Source organism: Mesorhizobium sp. A556, from assembly GCF_054489545.1.
Genome location: NZ_JBTMXA010000011.1, coordinates 99,256 through 118,069 on the forward strand (window position 1 = coordinate 99,256; position 18,814 = coordinate 118,069).

Annotated in this window: 18 protein-coding genes and 1 tRNA gene; 8 read left to right on the forward strand and 11 right to left on the reverse strand. The window is 62.7% G+C overall.

The window, feature by feature from the left end; genetic code table 11:
* Window positions 1-54: 54 nt before the first annotated feature.
* The 5 genes from ACX3P0_RS19625 to ACX3P0_RS19645 form a co-directional block, all read right to left on the reverse strand.
* Window positions 55-1,404, reverse strand: coding sequence for a putative bifunctional diguanylate cyclase/phosphodiesterase (locus ACX3P0_RS19625; protein ID WP_459091123.1), 1,350 nt, complete (start codon window positions 1,402-1,404; stop codon window positions 55-57).
* A 75-nt stretch (window positions 1,405-1,479) separates the two neighbouring features.
* Window positions 1,480-3,291, reverse strand: coding sequence for a GtrA family protein (locus ACX3P0_RS19630; protein WP_459091125.1), 1,812 nt, complete (start codon window positions 3,289-3,291; stop codon window positions 1,480-1,482).
* A gap of 247 nt (window positions 3,292-3,538) precedes the next feature.
* A complete protein-coding gene (locus ACX3P0_RS19635; protein ID WP_459080799.1) occupies window positions 3,539-3,706 on the reverse strand; it encodes a hypothetical protein in 168 nt (55 codons plus the stop codon).
* Window positions 3,707-3,804: 98 nt separating this feature from the next.
* Window positions 3,805-3,881, reverse strand: a tRNA-Arg gene (locus ACX3P0_RS19640).
* 164 nt (window positions 3,882-4,045) lie between these two features.
* Window positions 4,046-5,533, reverse strand: a complete 1,488-nt coding sequence (locus ACX3P0_RS19645) for a sensor histidine kinase (RefSeq protein ID WP_459091127.1) — start codon at window positions 5,531-5,533, stop codon at window positions 4,046-4,048.
* A 279-nt stretch (window positions 5,534-5,812) separates the two neighbouring features.
* Between ACX3P0_RS19645 and rpmH the strand changes: the two genes are divergently transcribed.
* The 5 genes from rpmH (at window position 5,813) to yihA (ending at window position 9,574) form a co-directional block, all read left to right on the forward strand.
* Window positions 5,813-5,947, forward strand: a complete 135-nt coding sequence (gene rpmH, locus ACX3P0_RS19650) for a 50S ribosomal protein L34 (RefSeq protein WP_459080796.1) — start codon at window positions 5,813-5,815, stop codon at window positions 5,945-5,947.
* A 34-nt stretch (window positions 5,948-5,981) separates the two neighbouring features.
* Complete coding sequence (rnpA, locus tag ACX3P0_RS19655; RefSeq protein ID WP_459080794.1) at window positions 5,982-6,314, forward strand: ribonuclease P protein component; 333 nt, start codon at window positions 5,982-5,984, stop codon at window positions 6,312-6,314.
* 12 nt (window positions 6,315-6,326) lie between these two features.
* Complete coding sequence (yidC, locus tag ACX3P0_RS19660; protein ID WP_459091129.1) at window positions 6,327-8,153, forward strand: membrane protein insertase YidC; 1,827 nt, start codon at window positions 6,327-6,329, stop codon at window positions 8,151-8,153.
* 126 nt (window positions 8,154-8,279) lie between these two features.
* Complete coding sequence (locus ACX3P0_RS19665) at window positions 8,280-8,918, forward strand: CatB-related O-acetyltransferase (protein ID WP_459080792.1); 639 nt, start codon at window positions 8,280-8,282, stop codon at window positions 8,916-8,918.
* A gap of 5 nt (window positions 8,919-8,923) precedes the next feature.
* Entirely contained in the window at window positions 8,924-9,574 is a 651-nt protein-coding gene (gene yihA / locus ACX3P0_RS19670) for a ribosome biogenesis GTP-binding protein YihA/YsxC (RefSeq protein WP_459080856.1), read from the forward strand.
* 12 nt (window positions 9,575-9,586) lie between these two features.
* Here yihA and msrB read toward each other — a convergent pair whose 3' ends face one another.
* From msrB to pdxR, 6 genes are all read right to left on the reverse strand, one after another.
* Window positions 9,587-10,090, reverse strand: coding sequence for a peptide-methionine (R)-S-oxide reductase MsrB (gene msrB, locus ACX3P0_RS19675; protein WP_459080791.1), 504 nt, complete (start codon window positions 10,088-10,090; stop codon window positions 9,587-9,589).
* A gap of 181 nt (window positions 10,091-10,271) precedes the next feature.
* A complete protein-coding gene (locus ACX3P0_RS19680; protein WP_459080790.1) occupies window positions 10,272-10,829 on the reverse strand; it encodes a fasciclin domain-containing protein in 558 nt (185 codons plus the stop codon).
* Window positions 10,830-10,933: 104 nt separating this feature from the next.
* Complete coding sequence (locus tag ACX3P0_RS19685) at window positions 10,934-11,653, reverse strand: anti-sigma factor (protein WP_459091131.1); 720 nt, start codon at window positions 11,651-11,653, stop codon at window positions 10,934-10,936.
* A complete protein-coding gene (locus tag ACX3P0_RS19690) occupies window positions 11,650-12,189 on the reverse strand; it encodes a sigma-70 family RNA polymerase sigma factor (protein WP_459091133.1) in 540 nt (179 codons plus the stop codon). Before ACX3P0_RS19690 ends, ACX3P0_RS19685 begins: the two co-directional genes overlap by 4 nt.
* 53 nt (window positions 12,190-12,242) lie before the next feature.
* The gene (locus tag ACX3P0_RS19695) at window positions 12,243-13,796 is read right to left on the reverse strand and encodes a trimethylamine methyltransferase family protein (protein WP_459091135.1); all 1,554 of its coding nucleotides are present in this window, start codon (window positions 13,794-13,796) and stop codon (window positions 12,243-12,245) included.
* A gap of 158 nt (window positions 13,797-13,954) precedes the next feature.
* A complete protein-coding gene (pdxR, locus tag ACX3P0_RS19700) occupies window positions 13,955-15,448 on the reverse strand; it encodes a MocR-like pyridoxine biosynthesis transcription factor PdxR (RefSeq protein WP_459091137.1) in 1,494 nt (497 codons plus the stop codon).
* A gap of 263 nt (window positions 15,449-15,711) precedes the next feature.
* On the opposite strand from pdxR, the gene pgi reads away from it, so the two are divergent.
* The 3 genes from pgi (at window position 15,712) to ACX3P0_RS19715 (ending at window position 18,812) form a co-directional block, all read left to right on the forward strand.
* The gene (gene pgi, locus ACX3P0_RS19705; RefSeq protein WP_459091139.1) at window positions 15,712-17,355 is read left to right on the forward strand and encodes a glucose-6-phosphate isomerase; all 1,644 of its coding nucleotides are present in this window, start codon (window positions 15,712-15,714) and stop codon (window positions 17,353-17,355) included.
* Between the two features lie 5 nt (window positions 17,356-17,360).
* Entirely contained in the window at window positions 17,361-18,071 is a 711-nt protein-coding gene (locus tag ACX3P0_RS19710) for an HAD family hydrolase (protein ID WP_459080785.1), read from the forward strand.
* 96 nt (window positions 18,072-18,167) lie between these two features.
* On the forward strand, window positions 18,168-18,812 hold the full coding sequence (locus ACX3P0_RS19715; protein WP_459091141.1) for a S24 family peptidase: 645 nt from the start codon (window positions 18,168-18,170) through the stop codon (window positions 18,810-18,812).
* Window positions 18,813-18,814 lie beyond the last annotated feature (2 nt).

An 18,814-nucleotide genomic window follows, 5' to 3' on the forward strand; every position in this document is an offset into this window, starting at 1 on the left:
GTCGCGCGCGATGCTGTGGCTACGGTTACCCGGAAATCACACTTTGCGAGGGCTTCAAACGGCCTTGGCGCGATTCTTGTCATGATAGGCGTTGCGCAGATAAGCGAGCGTCGCGTTCGCGTCCACCGGCTTGCCGAACAGGAAACCCTGCCCGCCGGCGCAGCCGAACTGAATGAGCCGTTCGGCCTGCTCCTCGTGCTCGATCCCTTCGGCCACGACATCCATGCCCAGCCCGTCGCACATCGCCAGGATGGCGCGGATTATATGCTCCGAGGGCCGGTCTTCGAGGATGGACGACACGAAGGCCCGGTCGATCTTCAGCTTGTCGAAGTGGAATTCGCGCAAGCGCCCAAGCGACGACTGGCCGGTTCCGAAATCGTCGAGCGACACGCGGATTCCGACGCGGCGCAAATCGTCCATGATCTTCTCCGCCGATGCCGGGTCGTTCATCAGGCCCGATTCGGTGATCTCGACCTCCAGTCGGCGCGGATCGAACCCGCTCCGGTCGAGGATGGACAGGATATGCAGGCCGGTGTTCTGGTCGACCAGTTGCGACGGCGACAGGTTGAAGGACAGGAACAGTTCCTTTGGCCAGTTGCGCGCCGATTCCGTCGCCTTGCGCAGCAGTAACTGCGACATCGGCCCGATGATGCCCCGCTCTTCGGCGATCGGAATGAACACGACCGGAGAAACCTGGCCGAGGTCGCGGTCGGTCCAGCGCGCCAGTGTTTCGAAACCCATGGTTCGCCGGCTCTTGAGGTCGACGATAGGCTGGAAATACGGCTCCACCTCGCCCGCCGATACGGCCCGGCGCAAGGCCTGTTCGATACGGGTGACGCGCTTGGCCGCCTCCTCCATTTCGTGGGTATAGACGAACACCTGGCTGCGCCCCGAGCGCTTGGCGTGGTAGAGCGCGGTTTCGGCCTTGTTGAGCAGGATTTCCGTCGTCTCGTCGCCGGAATAGAACAGCGAGCAGCCCGCCGAGGCCGACAGCCGCGCGGTACGTTCGCCGACATCGTAGGGCGCCGACAGGATTTCGATCAGCATGCGCGCCTTTGCGGTCGCGGCCTCTTCGCTGAATACCAGGGGACAAAGAAAGGCGAATTCGTCCGCGCCTATCCTGCATACGGTCGAATTGGTGTCCATCGATGCGCTGAGCCGCATGGCCACTTGGGCAAGGATGTCGTCCCCCGCCTTCTGGCCGAACAGGTCGTTGATCGGCTTGAACCCGTCGAGGTCGATGATGCCCACCGCAAACGGCGCGGGATCCTCGGCCCGCTCGCCGATCAACCGTTCGACCTTGTCGATGAACCGACGCTGGTTGCCAAGCCCGGTAAGGGCATCGGTAAACGCCAGATCCGTGTTTGTCCTGGACGCTTCCCCGGTGCCAAACGATGTTTGCATCGGTCTTCCTGTATTTTTTAAATCATTCGATCCGGAAATTGGCAGAAAACCATTTAGGAAACGTATCGGTGCTGCTCATTTGTCTGAAATAACGCGATAAAGCTCCAGCGGCTTGCCGGGTGTCCCCGAGACGGGCTCCAGCCACTCGGGCACGGTGCCGCGCAGCATCTGGGCAAGAAGCCCGTTCGGGGCGCCATCGACGAGAAGCTGGTTCTCGGCGTTTTGCGGGCAAATGGCGACCAGTCCGACATGGTTGGCATCGACCAGCTCCCTGGCTTCGGCCGGCGTTCCCATCAGCGCGTTGAGCGCGATGAGATTGCCTTTCCCGTTGCGGTGGTAGGGGCCGGCCAAGGCGCTATGGCGCGAATAGAACAGGATCGGCGAGCCGAGGTTGGACGTCGCCAGCACGGTGGTATCGGGCTGGGCGGCAAGCGGCAGGAAATCTTTTGCGACATCGCAGTCTGCCGTCGCGCCTTTGCCCGCTTGCGCCGCCTTTTCGTCAAACGCGGTGGCCGCCGCTGCCGCCATGCCCGCCCACACCGCGTTCAGCGATACCAGCCACACCGCGATCATCTTGAGCGAAACAATTTTGGTGGGCGTGGCCTGGGCCCGCTCGCGCCAGACGGCGATCCAGGCCGCAAGCGGCAGGGTGGCGAAAGCGATGGAAAACGTCGAGCCGCGAACCTGCCAGATGCTGGCGACGAACGCAGCGGCCAGAACGGCCGCCACCACGCAGTCGGCCCTGCGCCAAGCGCGCTGGCGCAGGCTGAGCGCCATCAAGGCAAGTGCTATCGCCGGCGTGATGTAGCGCCCGACCACGGAAGGATCCTTTTGCGCGATGAGTTCGAACAGAGACTGGGCCTCGGAAATGTGGTCCAGCCAGTATTCGTGCAGGCGGGGATCAAGCCCCGTATAGGGGGCCGCGAGACATTCGGGAAACCAGTGTAGGACCACGAACACCAGCCCGGCCCCCAGCGTAGCCGTCGCCGCCAGTCTTCGTTGGAAACTGCCGCGCAGGAACTCGGTCGACGCCACGGCGGCAAGGCCTCCCCCGGCAATGGCTGCAACGGCAAACTGGGTCGTCGAGAAGGCGTCGCACCGGGCCTGACCCCATTCGGAGGCCGGAATGGTTGCTGCGAATACCAGCGCCGAGATGCCTGCAAAGCCGAGGCCGTAATCCCTGGCGACGGCTCTTTCTTCGTCCGCGCCGAAGACGAACAGGCCCGCCGCGCACAACCCGATGGCCGCGACATAGGGGGCGGTTTCCATCCCGGCTGCAAGCGTCAGGCCCGCACAGACGCCCGAAAGCAGGGCCGCGCCCTTGCGCGTTGGCGCCGCCAGCAGGAAGGACACGCTGGCCAGCGTCAATGTGAGCTGGATGTTATGATGATCGAGCGAACCCGGCGAAAAAATGCCGAGGAAATGCAGTGCCGCCGCCCCTGTTACGACAGCGGGCAGGACAGCGCCTTCTCCTGCGAAACGGCGTGCCGAGCGGGCGATGAAGAACACGCTGAGGCAGAATGTGAGGGCCGGCCACGCAATTCTGGCGGTGGTTTCGGCTGCTGCCATGCTACCGGTCAAGGCGGATACGGCCAGGACGATGGCGGCGATGGGCGCGTCGACCAGCCGCGACCAGTGCATGATGAAGCCGCCTTCAGGCCCCATCCTGTATTGATGCAGGTCGAACCAGCCTTGCCCGGCCAGCCAGTCGCGAACCTCGACCAGCCTGAACAGGCTGTCATTGTCGCTGGCGCTGCTCAATGTCTTGAAGCCGCCGACCGCCTCGACGGCAAGCGCGACCAGCATGGCCAGCACGGCAAAGCCAAAATCTTGCCGCCAGCCCGTTTGCGGAAGCTTCGAAGCCATTACGGCACTGGTGGAGGACATGGGAACAGACCCTGGGACCGAACTGAAGGCGGATAGTATGCGGACCGGCTTCAATAAAGCGTAAAGCCGTCCTGACCCTGCGCACCTGTTCGCCAGCGACGGCGTCCGGGGAAATAGCCGGAGACCGGCTCATGGCATCGAGGATATGGCTCGAGACAGGAAATCGTAGAATCGCGACTTCTCGATCCCGAAAAACCCTCGCCGCCGGTTTCGCGGTGCGGCAGAAGAAGCCCCTTACGATCGCGCTCTATAGCCCAAGATAGGCGCGGCGCACTTCCGGGTCGTTGATGAGGGCCTTGGCCTCGCCATGGTGGACGATGTGCCCGGCTTCCATGACATAGCCGCGGTCGGCGCCCGATAGCGGAACGTTGCCTCCATCGAGCCAATCGCCGAAATCTGTGATCGTGTTAGCCATTTGCCTCTCCCGGTAGTAGCGCCTTAGTAGCTTAACCGAAGAGACTTTTCGCCGGAAGCCTCGCAGCAGTGTTAACGTATTGATTTCATTATCAAAATTGGCGCGCCCGGAAGGATTCGAACCTCCGACCCCCAGATTCGTAGTCTGGTGCTCTATCCAGCTGAGCTACGGGCGCGCAACAGGCCGTGCAGGACACGACCTCGCATGCCGTTCCAGAACGAACGGCAGCGAACGGCTGTTCACTAGCGATTGAATTCCTGAAAAGCAAGTCGATCTTGCCAAAAGTTTTCCGCTCGAAAACCGCGTGTGTGGCCAACTGCGGTTATTGCGGTCCAATCGTCAGGCGGGTCGGCGCAAATTTCCACGGAGCCGGGCAAGTTGGGCCGGTTGGTCGGGAATGGATACCGCAAATGTGGTGCGCCCGCCGATGCTTTCCATCAGTTCCAATGTGCCGCCATGGGCGCGCACCAGTTCCTGGGCGATGGCCAGGCCAAGGCCGGTGCCACCGCTGCGGGCCGCGCCGCGAAATGCCGCAAACAGGTTTTCGCGCGCCTTTGCCGGCAGGCCGGGGCCAGTATCGGTGACAAGGATGCGGCTGACGCTGCCGTGTCGTTCGACCGACACCGTCAGCCTGCGCACGACGGTGCTGTCGGTGTCGCCGGCCATCGCCTGCACGGCATTGCGGAACAGATTGGTCAGCACCCGAAACAGTTGCTCGGCGTCGGCGTCCATCTCGAAGCCGACGGGGACGGCGTTTTCGAATTCGATGCCGCCTTCCATATCCAGCAGGCTTTGCACCTCCTCGACCAACTGGCGCAGCCGAAGCCTGCGGCGCGTCGGCGGCGCCTCTTGCGTGCGCCCGTAGGCCAGCACGCCTTCCGAATAGGCAACGGCCCGGTCGAGGGCCTTCAAGAGCCTGGGCGCGTAAGCCTGGACGGTCGGATCCTTCACCTGGCCAAGGCGGTCCGACATCAGTTGCGCCGACGCCAGGATGTTGCGCATGTCGTGATTGATCTTGGACACCGCCAAACCAAGATCGGCCAGGTGCTTCTGGTCCGCCAGCATCCTGTGTACGCGCTGCTGCATCAGGGAAAGCTCGCGCTCGACGACGCCGATCTCGTCCGCGCGCAGGGCAGGGCGGATTATCCGGGAAGGATCGTCCGGCGCCTGCGAAAAGGACAGCATTGACCGGCTGATCGCCTGCATCGGCCGGATCATGATGCGGTCGATGGTTACGTAGACAAGGGCCGCGGTAAACAGCGAAATCAGCAAGGAGATGACGGCGACCGTGCGCGAATAGCTCAGCATGGCGCTGCGCAGCCGATGGTCCGGCATGACCAGTTCGAATTCCTTGCCATTGTCGCCGACGGGACCGAACACGCGCAGCATCCGGTCGCCGCCGAAGACGAGCGTACTGAGCGCGCCCGTCATCTCATCCGCCATGCCGATATGGGCGATGTCGATATGCTCATCCACCTGCGGCGGCATTTCCGCGACGGCAAGCAAGCGGGAGACGCCGCCGTCGCGCAGCGCGATCGCCTTGGCGCCGATGGCCATCAGCACATCGTTTTGCGCCGCCTGAGACAGGCTCTTTGTGTCGCTTTGCAGCAGAACGATCGAAACCGCCGCCGCGGTCGCAAGGCGCTCCTTCAGCCAGGTCACGCGGTAACTGGCGATCGAGGGGAGAAAAATGAGGATTTCGGCCAAAAGACCGAAGACGATGGTGAACAGCAAAAGCTTGGCCGACAAGCTACGCGCCAAGGGCACCGAGCGGGCAGCTTGCGGTTCAGTAACCGAACTGTGATCTACGGGATTGATGTCGCTCATTCGCGGCCGATGCCATATCCGATCATGCTATCCGGCGAGAAGTCATTCTGCAAATTTCCTGCCGGTTCCTTGAGATAGGCAGGGGATGCCGGGGCGACAATATGGGCGTCTGCCGAGCGGTCCGGTCGGATTGACTTCCAAAAGCCTTCTTTCTATAAGCCCGCTCACGCTCGGGCCGTACAACCCGGCGCGGTTTCGGTCGCGCCAGCTACGCCCGGCAAAGCTCCTGTTGCATAAGTAGCAGATTCAAGAAGGGCCGCACTCCGCGGTATTAAACAAATGAAGCGTACCTATCAGCCTTCCAAACTCGTCCGCAAGCGCCGTCACGGCTTTCGCGCGCGCATGGCCACCAAGAGCGGCCGTGCCGTCGTTGCTGCCCGTCGCAATCGCGGCCGCGCGCGGCTAAGCGCCTGAGGCGCAAGACCCGTTGCCGGCTACGGGAAAGCCAATGGGGCAAAGTCCCGGACGGTTACTGAAGCGTGCAGAATTTCTTGCCGTCAGGCGCGGCGAAAAGCGCCGGGGACGGCTTTTTCTCGTTGAAGTCCTGGACAGGGGCGACGGCGGGTTGGCGCGCGTTGGCTATACCGTGACCAAGAAGGTCGGCAATGCGGTTGTCCGCAACCGTATCAGGCGGCGGCTCAAAGAGGCCGTCCGCACGCATGCCGCTGATGACATGGCGCCGGGCAGGGACTATGTCATCGTCGGGCGCGAAGACGTGCTTTCCGCTCCGTTCGGTTCACTGGCAGCCGAACTCTCCCGCCGAATTCGCGCAACACGATAGGCCCGAAGCTCGATGCAAAATAACCGCAATTTCTTTATCACGATCGCGCTGTCGGTGCTGATCCTGACCGTGTGGCAGGTGTTCTACATGAACCCGCGCATCGAGGCGCAGCGCGAGACCGCCAAGGTCGAGGCGTCGCGCGTCGAAGACAGAAAGGCCGGCGATACAGGCAAGGCTGGGGATACAGCCACGCCGGGCGCGGCAACGGAAGCCACATCGCCGGGGGCGATCCCCAATGCGGCGGGCACCGACGGGTCGACGCCGGCCGGGCGCGAGCAGGCGCTGGCTGCGGCGGCGCGCATCAAGATCGAGACGCCCAGCCTCGAGGGGTCCATTAACCTGACCGGCGCCCGCCTCGACGATCTCAGCCTGAAGCACTACCGGCTGACCGTCGACAAGGACTCGCCCGAAATCGAATTGCTGAACCCGGCTTCCCTGCCCAGCGGCTACTTTGCCGAAATCGGTTTCGTCGGCAACGACAAGACCGGCACGGTGCCCGGCCCCGAAACGGTATGGACCGTGGACGGAAACTCGACGCTGACCCCGACCACCCCCGTCACCCTGACCTATACCAACGACAAGGGCCTGGTTTTCAAGCGCATCTTCAGTGTCGATGAAAACTACATGTTCACGATTTCCGACACGGTACAGAATCCGGGAACCGATGCGGTCGTGCTGTCGAATTACGGACGCGTTACCCGTTTTGGCAAGCCGCACGACCAGAGCACCTATGTGCTGCATGAGGGCCTCATCGGCGTGACCGGCGAGGAAGGCCTGCAGGAGCACAAATACTCGGCGGTCGAAAAGGACAAGCAATTTACCCCGGGCAAGTCCACCGACGGCTGGCTGGGCATCACCGACAAATACTGGGCGGTCACGATGGTGCCGTCGGCCAAGCAGCCGTTCCAGCCGCGCTTCGCCTATTTCGAAGACGGCCGCCATCGCTATCAGTCGGACTATTTGTCCGATCCGATGACGATTGCCGGCGGCCAGTCCGCCACGGTCGAATCGCTGGTGTTCGCCGGGGCCAAGGAAGTCGCCAAGATCAACGCCTATGAAAAGGACCGCGACATCCGCCGCTTCGATCTGCTGATCGATTGGGGCTGGTTCCATTTCATCACCAAGCCGATGTTCTGGCTGATCGACACGCTGTACAAATTTTTCGGCAATTTCGGCCTCGCGATCATCGCCACCACCGTCCTGGTGAAGGCTGTGTTCTTCCCGCTCGCCAACAAGTCCTATTCGTCGATGGCGAACATGAAGAAGGTCCAGCCCAAGATGGCCGAAATCCGCGAGAAATACGCGGACGACAAGATGGCCCAGCAAAAGGCGATGATGCAGCTCTACAAGACCGAGAAGATCAATCCGGTCGCGGGCTGTTGGCCGATGCTGGTGCAGATTCCGGTATTCTTCGCGCTGTATAAGGTGCTCTACATCACCATCGAGATGCGGCACGCGCCGTTCTTCGGCTGGATTCACGACCTGGCTGCGCCCGACCCGACATCGCTGTTCAACCTGTTCGGCCTGCTGCCGTTCGCGGCTCCGGCCTTCCTGATGATCGGCGTCTGGCCGCTGGTCATGGGTGTCACCATGTTCCTGCAGATGCGCATGAACCCGACTCCGCCGGACCCGACGCAGGCGATGATCTTCACCTGGATGCCGGTCGTCTTCACCTTCATGATGGCGGGCTTCCCGGCAGGGCTGGTCATCTACTGGGCATGGAACAATACGCTTTCGATCATCCAGCAGGGTATCATCATGAAGCGGCAGGGCGTGAAGGTCGAATTGTGGGACAATCTGGTGGGGCTGTTCAGGAAGAAACCGGAACCGGTCAAGTAGCCGGCGCGCCACCTGACCTTAACAAAAGCCCCGGCCTGTCCGGGGTTTTTGCTGAATGCGGTTTCGAATGGTACTCGCAGGCGGATCGCGCTACTTTTGCGGCGCCGACAAGCGGACGGACGTGAGATGACCGGACCCAATCCCGATATCAAGCATCCGATGCCGCTGCATAAGCGCGTCGGCTTCCTGAAGCCGCTGGTCATGGCGGAAAATATCGAGATCGGCGAATTTACCTATTACGACGACCCGGACGGCCCTGAAAAGTTCGCTGAAAAATGCGTGCTGCATCACTATCCCTTCATTGGCGACAGGTTGGTCATCGGCCGATTCTGCGCCATTGCCGAGGGCGCGCGTTTCATCATGAATGGCGCAAATCACGCGATGTCCGGTTTTTCGACCTATCCGTTCAACATTTTCGAGCATGGCTGGGAAGAAGGATTCGAAATCTCCACCTGGGAGAAAGAAAACCGGGGCGACACGATCGTCGGCAGCGATGTGTGGATCGGCATGGAGGCCATCATCCTGCCCGGCATAAAGATCGGCCACGGCGCTATCATAGCTGCCAAGGCCGTGGTGGCGCATGACGTCGCGCCCTATTCCATCGTTGCCGGCAATCCCGCCCAACCGGTAAAGACCCGCTTCGATGACGAAACCGTGCAGCGCCTGCTGGCCGTTGCATGGTGGGATTGGCCCGTTGAAAAGATCAGCCGTAACCTCGATGCCATTCGCGGCAGCGACATTTCCCGTCTGGAGGCGGCGCTTTGACCCCCCTGTACAAATCCGAAATCGGCGTCGAGCTTTTCCCGCGCGCCTGGGTCTTCATTCGCGGCGTGCCGTCGATGAAGTTCCTGCCGCCGGAAGGGCCACCGGAGATCGCCTTTGCCGGGCGCTCCAATGTCGGCAAGTCGTCGCTGATCAACGCCCTGGTCAACCAGAAGGGACTGGCGCGCACATCCAACACGCCGGGCCGTACGCAGGAACTCAACTACTTCGTGCCGGACGGGTTTTCGGGCGAGGGCGCCGACCTGCCGCCGATGGCCATGGTCGACATGCCCGGCTACGGCTACGCCGCGGCGCCGAAGGACAAGGTCGATTCATGGACGAAGCTCGTCTTCGACTATCTCAAGGGCCGCGTCACGCTGAAGCGCGTCTATGTGCTGATCGATTCCCGCCATGGCATCAAGGCCAAGGACGAGGAGGTGCTTTCGCTGCTCGACAAGGCTGCCGTATCCTATCAGATCGTGCTGACCAAGACCGACAAGATCAAGGTCGCCGGGGTGCCGCGGCTGATCGAGGAAACGCTGGAAAAGATCAAGAAGCGCCCGGCCGCGTTTCCCTTCGTGCTCGCGACATCTTCGGAAAAGATGGAAGGCCTGGACGATCTGCGCGCCGCCATCGTACTCGCGGCAAACGGCGGCTGATAGACGATACTCTCAGGCCGTCGTCGGCTTGAAGCTCAGCGCCACGCCGTTGATGCAGTGGCGTTTGCCGGTCGGCTTTGGCCCATCGTCGAAGATGTGGCCGAGATGCCCGCCGCAGCGGCTGCAATGGCATTCGACGCGCACCATTCCCAACGTTGTATCCTCGTGGGTGGCAATGCCGTCCGGCAGCGCCTTCCAGAAGCTCGGCCAGCCGGTGCCGGATTCGAATTTCGTCTCGGACGAATAGACCGGCAGGTCGCAGCCGGCACAGGCGAAGGTGCCCTGGCGATGTTCCTGCAGGAGCGGGCTGGAGCCGGGATATTCGGTGCCTTCCTTGCGCAACACGGTGTAGGCGGCATCGGAAAGCGCCGCTCGCCATTCGGCGTCGGTCTTGGTGACGGCAAAAGCTTCGGCGGCGCGGGCCGGCTCGGGGTTTCCCATGCGCACCAGCGCAGAAGCGCCCGCCACGAACGCCACGCCTGCGGCCCCGCTCAAGAGAAGATCACGACGGTTCATATTCACATACCTCCGGCAGCCTTTTTGACAGACGCCTCTGTCACGCGGAAATCAATTGCGGGTGAGGTAATTTTTGCAAAAAGCCACCCCGCGCCGGATCGATACTCGGAATGAACGGCGCGGGGCGCTCGGATCGGTTGCAGGGAGAGGGACGTAATCCCGCAACCGATCATGGAGCCTGTCACATCTTCGGCAGGAGAACCTTGTCGATGACATGAATGACGCCATTCGACTGCTCGACATCGGCGATCGTCACATTGGCGACGTTGCCGTTCTCGTCGGTGACGGTGACCTTGCCGCCTTCATCCTTCAGCGTCAGTTCGCAGCCGCCGACGGTCTTGACCTTGTGCATGCCGCCATCGTCCTTGACCATCTGCATGACATCCGACGCCATCGCCTTGGCGGCGATGACATGGCAGGTCAGGATCTTGACGAGCTTGTCTTTGTTCTCGGGCTTCAGCAGCGTGTCGACGGTGCCCTCGGGGAGGGCCGCAAAGGCTTCATTGGTCGGTGCGAAAACGGTGAACGGACCCTTGCCTTGCAGCGTATCGACAAGACCTGCTGCCTTCACCGCTGCGACCAGAGTGGTGTGGTCCTTCGAGTTCATCGCGTTTTCAACGATGTTCTTGTCGGTGAACATGGCGGCGCCGCCGACATGCGGGTTCTCGGCATAGGCAACGGTGCCAAGCGCGGAAAAGGCAACGACGCCGGCAAACAGAGCAGTGGTAAACTTACGCATGGTGTCAAACTCCTTGAGTTTTGTTTCCCAGCTTGTCTGGGGCACAAGGAGATACGGAGAGAATTCCGGGGAGTTTCAGAAGGGTCGAGAAAAAATCGAAGGTGTCAGATATTTTTCAGATCGCCCGCGGCGACGACCGGACCCGTCGGCTGGCCGGTCGGCGAGCCGCCGGCAGGTTCCAGGCTGACGGCAAGCACCGCGCCCTGTGCCAGTTTTTCCCGCGCCGCCGGTGGCACGGGAACCTGTGCTGTAGGACCGGCCGGGATGACGCCCATCGACACGGGAAGGTTCTTGCCCTCGATCATCCACAGTTCGAAATCCTTGCCTGCCGCGCGCGTGCCAGCCACATGCGAAAGATCGATGGCGTGCCGCGCGGCGTCATAGATGGCGAAGTATTTGACATCGCTGCCGTCGGCCGCAAGCGAAGCGACAAGCCGCGCCTGCGGTTGCTGTCCGGGCGAAGTGACGAGGGGCACTGCGATATAAAGCGCAAGCGCCGCGCAGGCGGCGACCGCCATTCCCCGCCAGAAGGCGAGGCTCGACCAAATGCCGTGTCGTGTCGTGGCGGCGGCCTCAGTCGAGGCGAACAGCCGCCGGTCGAGAGCGGTTCTCACCGAAGCGGGTACCTCGACTTCGCCATAGCCGGTCGCCAGCGGCGAAAGCCGCACCTCCCAGGAATCGACAAGACGCGCGAACGCGGCATCGGTTTCGACGCGCTGCGCCGCCGATTGGCGCTCCTGCACGGAGAGCACGCCTAGAACGTATTCGGCGGCGAGCAGGTCGTCGCCTTCACGTTCCGGTTCGTTTGCTTGTACCGATGTCATCTTTCCAGGCATTCTCGCAATTTCAACAGGCTGCGCCGCAGCCAGGTTCGCATCGTATTCATCGGCACGCCATGGCGCGCCGCCAGTTCGGCATAGCTTTCGCCCGTAAGATAGGCACCGCGGACAGCCGCTGCCCGGTCTTGCTCAAGCTCGTCGAGGCAATGATGGATGCGCTCGTTCTCATCGACGGCTACCGCCGCCGCTTCCGGACTCAGAGCCGGGTCGGCGACATCAAGCGCCGCGTCAATGTCTGTCGCAGGCAGCCGTCGCGTCCTTATCCGGTCGATCGAGTGATTGCGGGCAACCGCCACAAGCCACGAAATCGGGCTGAGATCCGACACCGCGAAACGATCCGCCTTGGTCCATACCTTGACGAAAACCTCCTGAAGCGCCTCCTCGGCATCGGCCCGATCGTTCAAGACACGCAAGCATACGCCGAAAAGTTTCGCGCTCGTGTGCCGATAGAGAAGATCGAAGGCTGCGCGGTCCCTCATCGACGTGCGAACTATGAGCTTGCTGATATCGGGAGGCGCCATCGCAGCCAAACTAGGGTTTTGACGTCGATTTGCAACAGGGCCGTGATGGGACCCTAAGACCGTCCGCCCATGGCGCTGCGCGGCAATTTGATGAGGTCGCCGAAACGGGCGCGCAACCGGTCGTCAATCGCCTTGGTCACATGCCGCGGAAAGCGCTCGGCCAGGATGCGTTTCTTCTCGGCGATCGCCTTTTGCAGCATGTCGGGCCTGCCGCTGTCGTTCCATTCCTTCGGCGACAGGCGGTCGCTGATGGCCGGGTAGAAACATTCGTCCGGCGCCTGGCCGGCGGCTTTCTCCTGGCCCAGATAGTGCCCCGGCCCGTCGAGGCAGACATGGGCGATGGTGTCGACCGCCAACGCGGCCTCGCCCGTATCGATGCCGCGCGCACAGCGAAGGCAATGGCCCAGCATGTCGTTGTCGATGATGAGGCTTTCGAGGCAAAAGCCGAGCAGCGAAGCATGCATGCCTGCCGCCTCATAGACGAGGTTGAGGCCCGACAGGCCGGCCATCACATTGGAGATGCCTTTTTCGTACCCCGACTGGATATCGGGTAGTTTCGAATCGGTCATCCCCGCCGCCGAAGCGCCGGGAAGATCGTAGAATTGCGCCATTTGCGAGCAGGCAGCCGTCAGCAGCGCCTGCTCCGCCGAGCCGCCGGACATCGCACCGCTGCGCGGATCGGACACGAACGGCCATGCGCCGAGCATCGCCGGATGGCCGGGCTTCAGCGCGTTGACATAGGCCAGCCCCGCCAGAACTTCGGCCACCGCCTGCACCACCGCGCCGAGGATCGGCGCCGGCGCCGTCGTGCCTGCCTGGCCGGTGGAAAGCAGCAATATCGGGATGCCGCCCTTGACGCATTCTTCCAGCACGCCGCAGGCGTCTTCCGCGAATTTCATCGGCGAAACGACAAACGGCGTTGAACTCGACACGAACGGCCGTGCGCGAAACGCTTCCTCGCCGCCGGCCAGCGCATGGAGCATATCGAGCGCCGGCCGCACGTTTTCGCGCACGGTAAACGACGTGCCGATATGCTTCGACGTGCCCATCGCGCAGGCATAGAGCGTGTTGATATCCAGTTCGAGCGGATCGGAAATGTCGCGCGCCACCATCGGGCGCTGGAAGAAATGGATGTGGTCCAGCCCATCGACGATGCGGGCGGCATCGTAGATGTCTTGCAGCAGCGATTGCCGGTAGCTGCCCTTTTCCGCATCGACCAGATGGACGGCGAGGCCGGCGGTGCCAAAATAGATGTTGCCGCCCTGGATGGCCATGTCGTGACGCGGTGCCTGGCCGTGCAGCGTAAAATGCCGTCCCGCTTTCGCGATGGTCCGTGTGATCAGCGCGCGTGGAAAGCGGATGCGGCCGTCCTCTCCCATGACCGCGCCGGCTGCGTTCAGCACAGCAATGCAAGACGGTATGGGATTGGCGAACCCCACCGTTTCGAGCAAGCCGAGCGCCGCCTCATGGATGCGCTCGAGGTCCTGGTGCTTCAGGGGACTGTAGGGCGCGCCGCCCGAGCGGAAATTCAGTTCGGCAGGCTGCCGGCAGGGGGTGGCCAATTTATGCGGACGTTGCGACGAACCCGCCTTGTTTGCTAGCGACATAGGTACTCCCGGTCGAAGCAGCGTGCCGGAGTGCCATGCACCGGCCCGATACTTTTCCTGCTTCGACTATGGCGCTCCCGGTCTGGCGGCCTAAGGCCCAGCGCAATTTGCTGCATGGGCCAGCCCGCAGGCCGGCCGACAAGATTACTCGAATACCGTCAGGCTGCCGCCGGACGGCGTCCCGCCGCCGTCGCCAGTTCGCGGATGCCCGGCTCGATGTGCTGGAGGGCGATCGACGAAATACCCAGCCGCATGAACCGCGAGGGGGCGTTGTCCTGGTCGAAGAAGCGGTCTCCCGGTTCGATCAGCACGCCGCGCGTGGCGGCGATTTCGGCCAGCGCGCGGGCGTTGGTGCCGCGCGGTCCTTCCAGCCACAGCGAGGTTCCGCCGGCGGAACTGTTGGCATGCCACTCCGGCAGGAAGGCCGAAATCGCCTGGACCAGACGTTTGCGGCGCTCGTCGAAGGCCGAAGACAGCCGCCTCACCAGGGCTTCGTGGTGGCCGAGCGACAGGAACAGGGCGACGGCGCGCTGGTTGTTGGCCGGCGGATGGCGCAGCATGAAACGGCGCAGCGCCCGCAATTCGGCGATGAGATCGGCGGAAGCCACTATGTAGCCAAGCCGAAGCCCCGGCGCGAGCGTCTTGGACATCGAGCCGACATAGACGACGCGGCCCGAACGGTCGGTACTCTTGAGAGCCTGCTGAGGTGCCTCATCGAGAAGCTGGCTGTCGTAACCGTCCTCGATGATGATCTTGTTGTGGCGGTTGGCGCGCGCCAGCAAGTCCTGCCGTCGCTCCTCCGAAAGCGGCGCCATGGTCGGGCAATGGTGGCTCGGCGTCACGAAGACGAAGCCGGGGTCGGCCGAGATGGCGCTTGTCACGATGCCGGACTGGTCCACGGGCACCGGCTGAATTTCCGCGCCGGCCAGCCGGAAGATGGAGCGCGCATCGGGATAGCCGGGGTCTTCCATCGCCACCTTCGAGCCCTTGGTCATCAAGAGCGTCGCCAGCATGTAGAGCGCGTGCTGTGCGCCGAGCGTCACGATGATCTCGTCGGGATTGGCGAAGATGCCGCGGCGCGGCAACAGGCGCGCCTGGATCTGCTCGATCAGCAGCGGGTCGTCGCGGTCCACCATGTCGGACGCCCAGTTGCGGATTTCCAGGACGGCCAGCGCCATGCGGTTGCATTCACGCCACTCGGCGGTCGGAAACAGCGTCGGGTCGAACTGGCCATAGACGAACGGATAGGAAGACTTGATCCAGTTTTCGTTCTTGTTGGGCGGCGGCATGTCGCTGGCCGCGATCTGGCGGCGCGCCTTCCAGTCGATCTCGTTGGCCTGGTCCGGCGCCTTCTGGTGCGGCTTGGCCGGCGTCGCCAGAACTTCCGGGTTGACGAAATGGCCGCGCCGCTCACGCGCAACCAGAAATCCCTGATCGACCAGTTGCTGGAACGCCAGCACCACGGTGCCGCGCGCCACGCCGAGCTTTTCCGCCAGGATACGGCAGGACGGCAAGGGCATCGAAGCGGCGATCTGCCGGTCGAGGATGGCCGCGACGATCGCCTGCCGGATCTGCGCCTGCAAGGTCTGACCGGACTCCGCCGAAATCCGGAACAGGCCGGACCATATGGCCGTATCGTTTCGCTGTGACATGGACGTGTTCCTCAGGGCCGGTCGATTTCAACTAGGGCCAGTCGAATCCATTTCGTGGACCAGTCGAACCTAGCCCTGGCACAAGGCGTTGCACCAATGAATTTTTCTTATTGCTAGGATGTATGCCAGTGATCGATGCTGGCCCAATCCTGCCGGAAGGCCAATTGAATCGATTGAAATTTCCGGCCTTCACGCCCGCAATGCCCTCTTGCACGAACGGTAGGTCTGATATGGTGGTGACTCAAAGCTCGAGGAGATGAAGCGTGGCACAATCGCCCTTTCAAAAGACACTAGCCGCGCTGCGCGACCAGCATTCGGCGGGATCGTGGGACATGCGCGGCGTATTCGATGCCGATTCCGGGCGATTCTCACGGTTTTCGGCGTCCGATGGCGACCTGCTGCTCGACTGGTCGAAATGCGCAGTCGATGCCCGCACCATGGAATTGCTGGAAGAACTGGCCAAGGCTGCCGATGTCGAGGGGCGGCGCGCGGCCATGTTTTCGGGAAAACACATTAACGTGACGGAAGACCGCGCCGTGCTGCATACGGCGCTCCGCAATCTCGACGGCAAGGGGCTTACCGTCGACGGCCAGGACATTCAGGCGGACGTTTTATCCGTGCTGGCCGCAATGGGGGCATTCGCCGACGCGATCCGCTCCGGCAAGGCACCCGGCGCTTCTGGGAAAAAGATAACCGACATCGTCAATATCGGCATCGGCGGCTCCGATCTTGGTCCGGCCATGGCGACGCTGGCGCTGGCGCCCTATCACGACGGCCCGCGCACGCATTATGTTTCCAACATCGACAGCGCCCATATCCACGATACGCTGAAGGGCCTTTCCGCCGAGACGACGCTGTTCATCATCGCGTCCAAGACTTTCACGACCGTCGAGACGATGACCAATGCGGCGACCGCGCGCAAATGGGTCGCAAAGGCGCTTGGGGAGGCAGCGGTCAGCAAGCACTTCGCCGCCGTTTCCACCGCGCTCGACCTGGTCGCTAAATTCGGCATCGAAAAGGATCGGGTTTTCGGCTTCTGGGACTGGGTTGGCGGGCGCTATTCCGTCTGGGGCGCGATCGGGCTGTCGGTGATGATCGCGGTCGGCCCTTCGAATTTTCGCGCCTTTCTTGGTGGCGCGCACGAAATGGACGAGCATTTCCGCACCACGCCCATGGCCAGGAACCTGCCGATGCTGCTTGGCCTGGTCGGTTGGTGGCACCGGGTAGTGTGCCAGTACCCGGCCCGCGCGGTCATCCCCTACGACCAGCGCCTGTCGCGGCTGCCGGCTTATTTGCAGCAACTCGACATGGAATCGAACGGTAAAAGCGTTACCCTTGAAAGCACGGCGGTGACGACGCCGACCGGCCCGCTGGTGTGGGGCGAGCCCGGCACCAACGGCCAGCACGCTTTCTTCCAACTGCTGCACCAGGGCACCGACATTATCCCGATAGAATTCCTCGCGGCCGCCGTAGGGCATGAGCCGCAACTGAAGCATCACCACGACCTGCTGCTTGCCAACGTTCTGGCGCAATCGGAAGCCTTGATGAAGGGCCGTACGCTGGAGGAAGCGCGGGCGCAGATGCTGGCCAAGGGCATGAAGCCGCAAGAGGTGGACAAGGTTGCGCCGCACCGCGTCTTTTCCGGCAATCGCCCGTCGATGACGATCCTGTACCGCAAGCTCGATCCGCGCACGCTTGGCCGGCTGATCGCGCTTTATGAACACCGGGTCTTCGTCGAAGGCACGCTCTACGACATCAACTCCTTCGACCAGTGGGGCGTGGAACTCGGCAAGGAACTGGCGACCAGTCTTCTGCCTGTCGTAGAAGGCAAGGAGAGTGCCGCGAAGAGAGATGCCTCCACCGCCGGCCTGGTGGCACATATCCACCATCTGCGCGGATCGGAGTAAACGGCTTGGCGGGCATCAAGGGAATTCTGTTCGACAAGGACGGCACGCTGGTCGATTTCCAGGCGACGTGGTTTGCCATCGGCGATCTGATGGCGCTCGACGCCGCAGGCGGCAACCGCGACGAAGCCGACAGGCTGATGCAGGCGGCCGGCTACGATTTCGACGCGCATTGCTTCAAGGGCGATTCGGCGTTTGCCGCCGGCACCAATGCCGACATCGTGTCGCTTTGGTATCCCGCCGCCGATGCCGACCGCAGGCGGGCGATGATCATCCATTTCGACACCTTTACCGCCGAGCAGGGCGCGTTGCAGGCGGTGCCGCTGCCCGGCAGCAAGGACGCCATTGCAAGTTTGCACGGCTCAGGCTTCCGGCTGGGCGTTGCCACCAACGATTCCACCAGCGGCGCGGAAAAGACGCTTCTGGCGCTCGGCATGGCGCAGATGTTCGACGCTGCCTATGGCTACGATGCCGTGGCCAACCCCAAGCCGGCGCCGGACACGGTGCAGGCATTTTCCGACCTGACCGGCCTGCGCTCGACCGAGATCGCCATGGTGGGGGACAATCGCCACGACCTCGAAATGGCGCGCGCCGGCGGCTGCGGCCTGGCCATCGGCGTGCTTTCGGGAACCGGCACGCGCCAGGCGCTGGCCGAGATGGCGGACGTCCTGCTCGATTCGATCGCCGACCTGCCGGCCTATCTCGCGGCTCGGGGATAGGCCTTGTCCAACGCGCGGTTTCGGCTCGACAGCGGCCGATCCGCGGTTTAGTACCTGAAGCGAGGTATTTTTTCCTGTTTTGAAGGAGGGCTCGCCATGCTCTCGCATGATCGCGTATGGGCAGCCATCGATGCTCTGGCCGAGCGCTACTCGCTATCGGCTTCCGGTCTTGCAAAGCGCGCGGGGCTGGATTCGACGGCCTTCAATAAGTCCAAGCGGCTGGCGTCCGACGGACGCCCGCGCTGGCCGTCGACGGAATCGCTCGCCAAGATCATCGAGGCGACCGGCGCTTCGCTGGACGATTTCATGGCGCTGCTCATCAACCGGACCGACATGGACGCGCTGCCTGTGCAGAAGCCGACCGTGCCGCTCGTCGGCTTCGCGCAGGCCGGTGCCGGCGGTTTCTTCGACGATGCCGGCTTTCCGGTCGGCCATGGCTGGGACCTGATCGAACTGCCGGCGCAATCCACCGCCAGTTCCTATGCGCTGAAGGTGCAGGGTGATTCCATGCTGCCGCTCTACCGCAATGGCGACGTCCTGATTGTCGAGCCGGGGGCGACGGTGCGCAAGGGCGACCGCGTCGTGGTCAAGACCAATGCCGGCGAGGTCATGGCCAAGGTGCTGGAACGCCAGACGCCTAAATCCGTTTCACTGGTGTCGCTCAACCCCGACCACCCCAACCGCGACATTGCCACGGCCGATGTCGATTGGGTGGCGCGTATTGTCTGGGCAAGCCAATAGGA

Coding starts and splice junctions, on each gene's coding strand:
- ACX3P0_RS19625 (WP_459091123.1), bottom strand. CDS start 1,404: ATGCAAACATCGTTTGGCACCGGGGAAGCGTCCAGGACAAACACGGAT.
- ACX3P0_RS19630 (WP_459091125.1), bottom strand. CDS start 3,291: ATGTCCTCCACCAGTGCCGTAATGGCTTCGAAGCTTCCGCAAACGGGC.
- ACX3P0_RS19635 (WP_459080799.1), bottom strand. CDS start 3,706: ATGGCTAACACGATCACAGATTTCGGCGATTGGCTCGATGGAGGCAAC.
- ACX3P0_RS19645 (WP_459091127.1), bottom strand. CDS start 5,533: ATGAGCGACATCAATCCCGTAGATCACAGTTCGGTTACTGAACCGCAA.
- rpmH (WP_459080796.1), top strand. CDS start 5,813: ATGAAGCGTACCTATCAGCCTTCCAAACTCGTCCGCAAGCGCCGTCAC.
- rnpA (WP_459080794.1), top strand. CDS start 5,982: ATGGGGCAAAGTCCCGGACGGTTACTGAAGCGTGCAGAATTTCTTGCC.
- yidC (WP_459091129.1), top strand. CDS start 6,327: ATGCAAAATAACCGCAATTTCTTTATCACGATCGCGCTGTCGGTGCTG.
- ACX3P0_RS19665 (WP_459080792.1), top strand. CDS start 8,280: ATGACCGGACCCAATCCCGATATCAAGCATCCGATGCCGCTGCATAAG.
- msrB (WP_459080791.1), bottom strand. CDS start 10,090: ATGAACCGTCGTGATCTTCTCTTGAGCGGGGCCGCAGGCGTGGCGTTC.
- ACX3P0_RS19680 (WP_459080790.1), bottom strand. CDS start 10,829: ATGCGTAAGTTTACCACTGCTCTGTTTGCCGGCGTCGTTGCCTTTTCC.
- ACX3P0_RS19685 (WP_459091131.1), bottom strand. CDS start 11,653: ATGACATCGGTACAAGCAAACGAACCGGAACGTGAAGGCGACGACCTG.
- ACX3P0_RS19690 (WP_459091133.1), bottom strand. CDS start 12,189: ATGGCGCCTCCCGATATCAGCAAGCTCATAGTTCGCACGTCGATGAGG.
- ACX3P0_RS19695 (WP_459091135.1), bottom strand. CDS start 13,796: ATGTCGCTAGCAAACAAGGCGGGTTCGTCGCAACGTCCGCATAAATTG.
- pdxR (WP_459091137.1), bottom strand. CDS start 15,448: ATGTCACAGCGAAACGATACGGCCATATGGTCCGGCCTGTTCCGGATT.
- ACX3P0_RS19715 (WP_459091141.1), top strand. CDS start 18,168: ATGCTCTCGCATGATCGCGTATGGGCAGCCATCGATGCTCTGGCCGAG.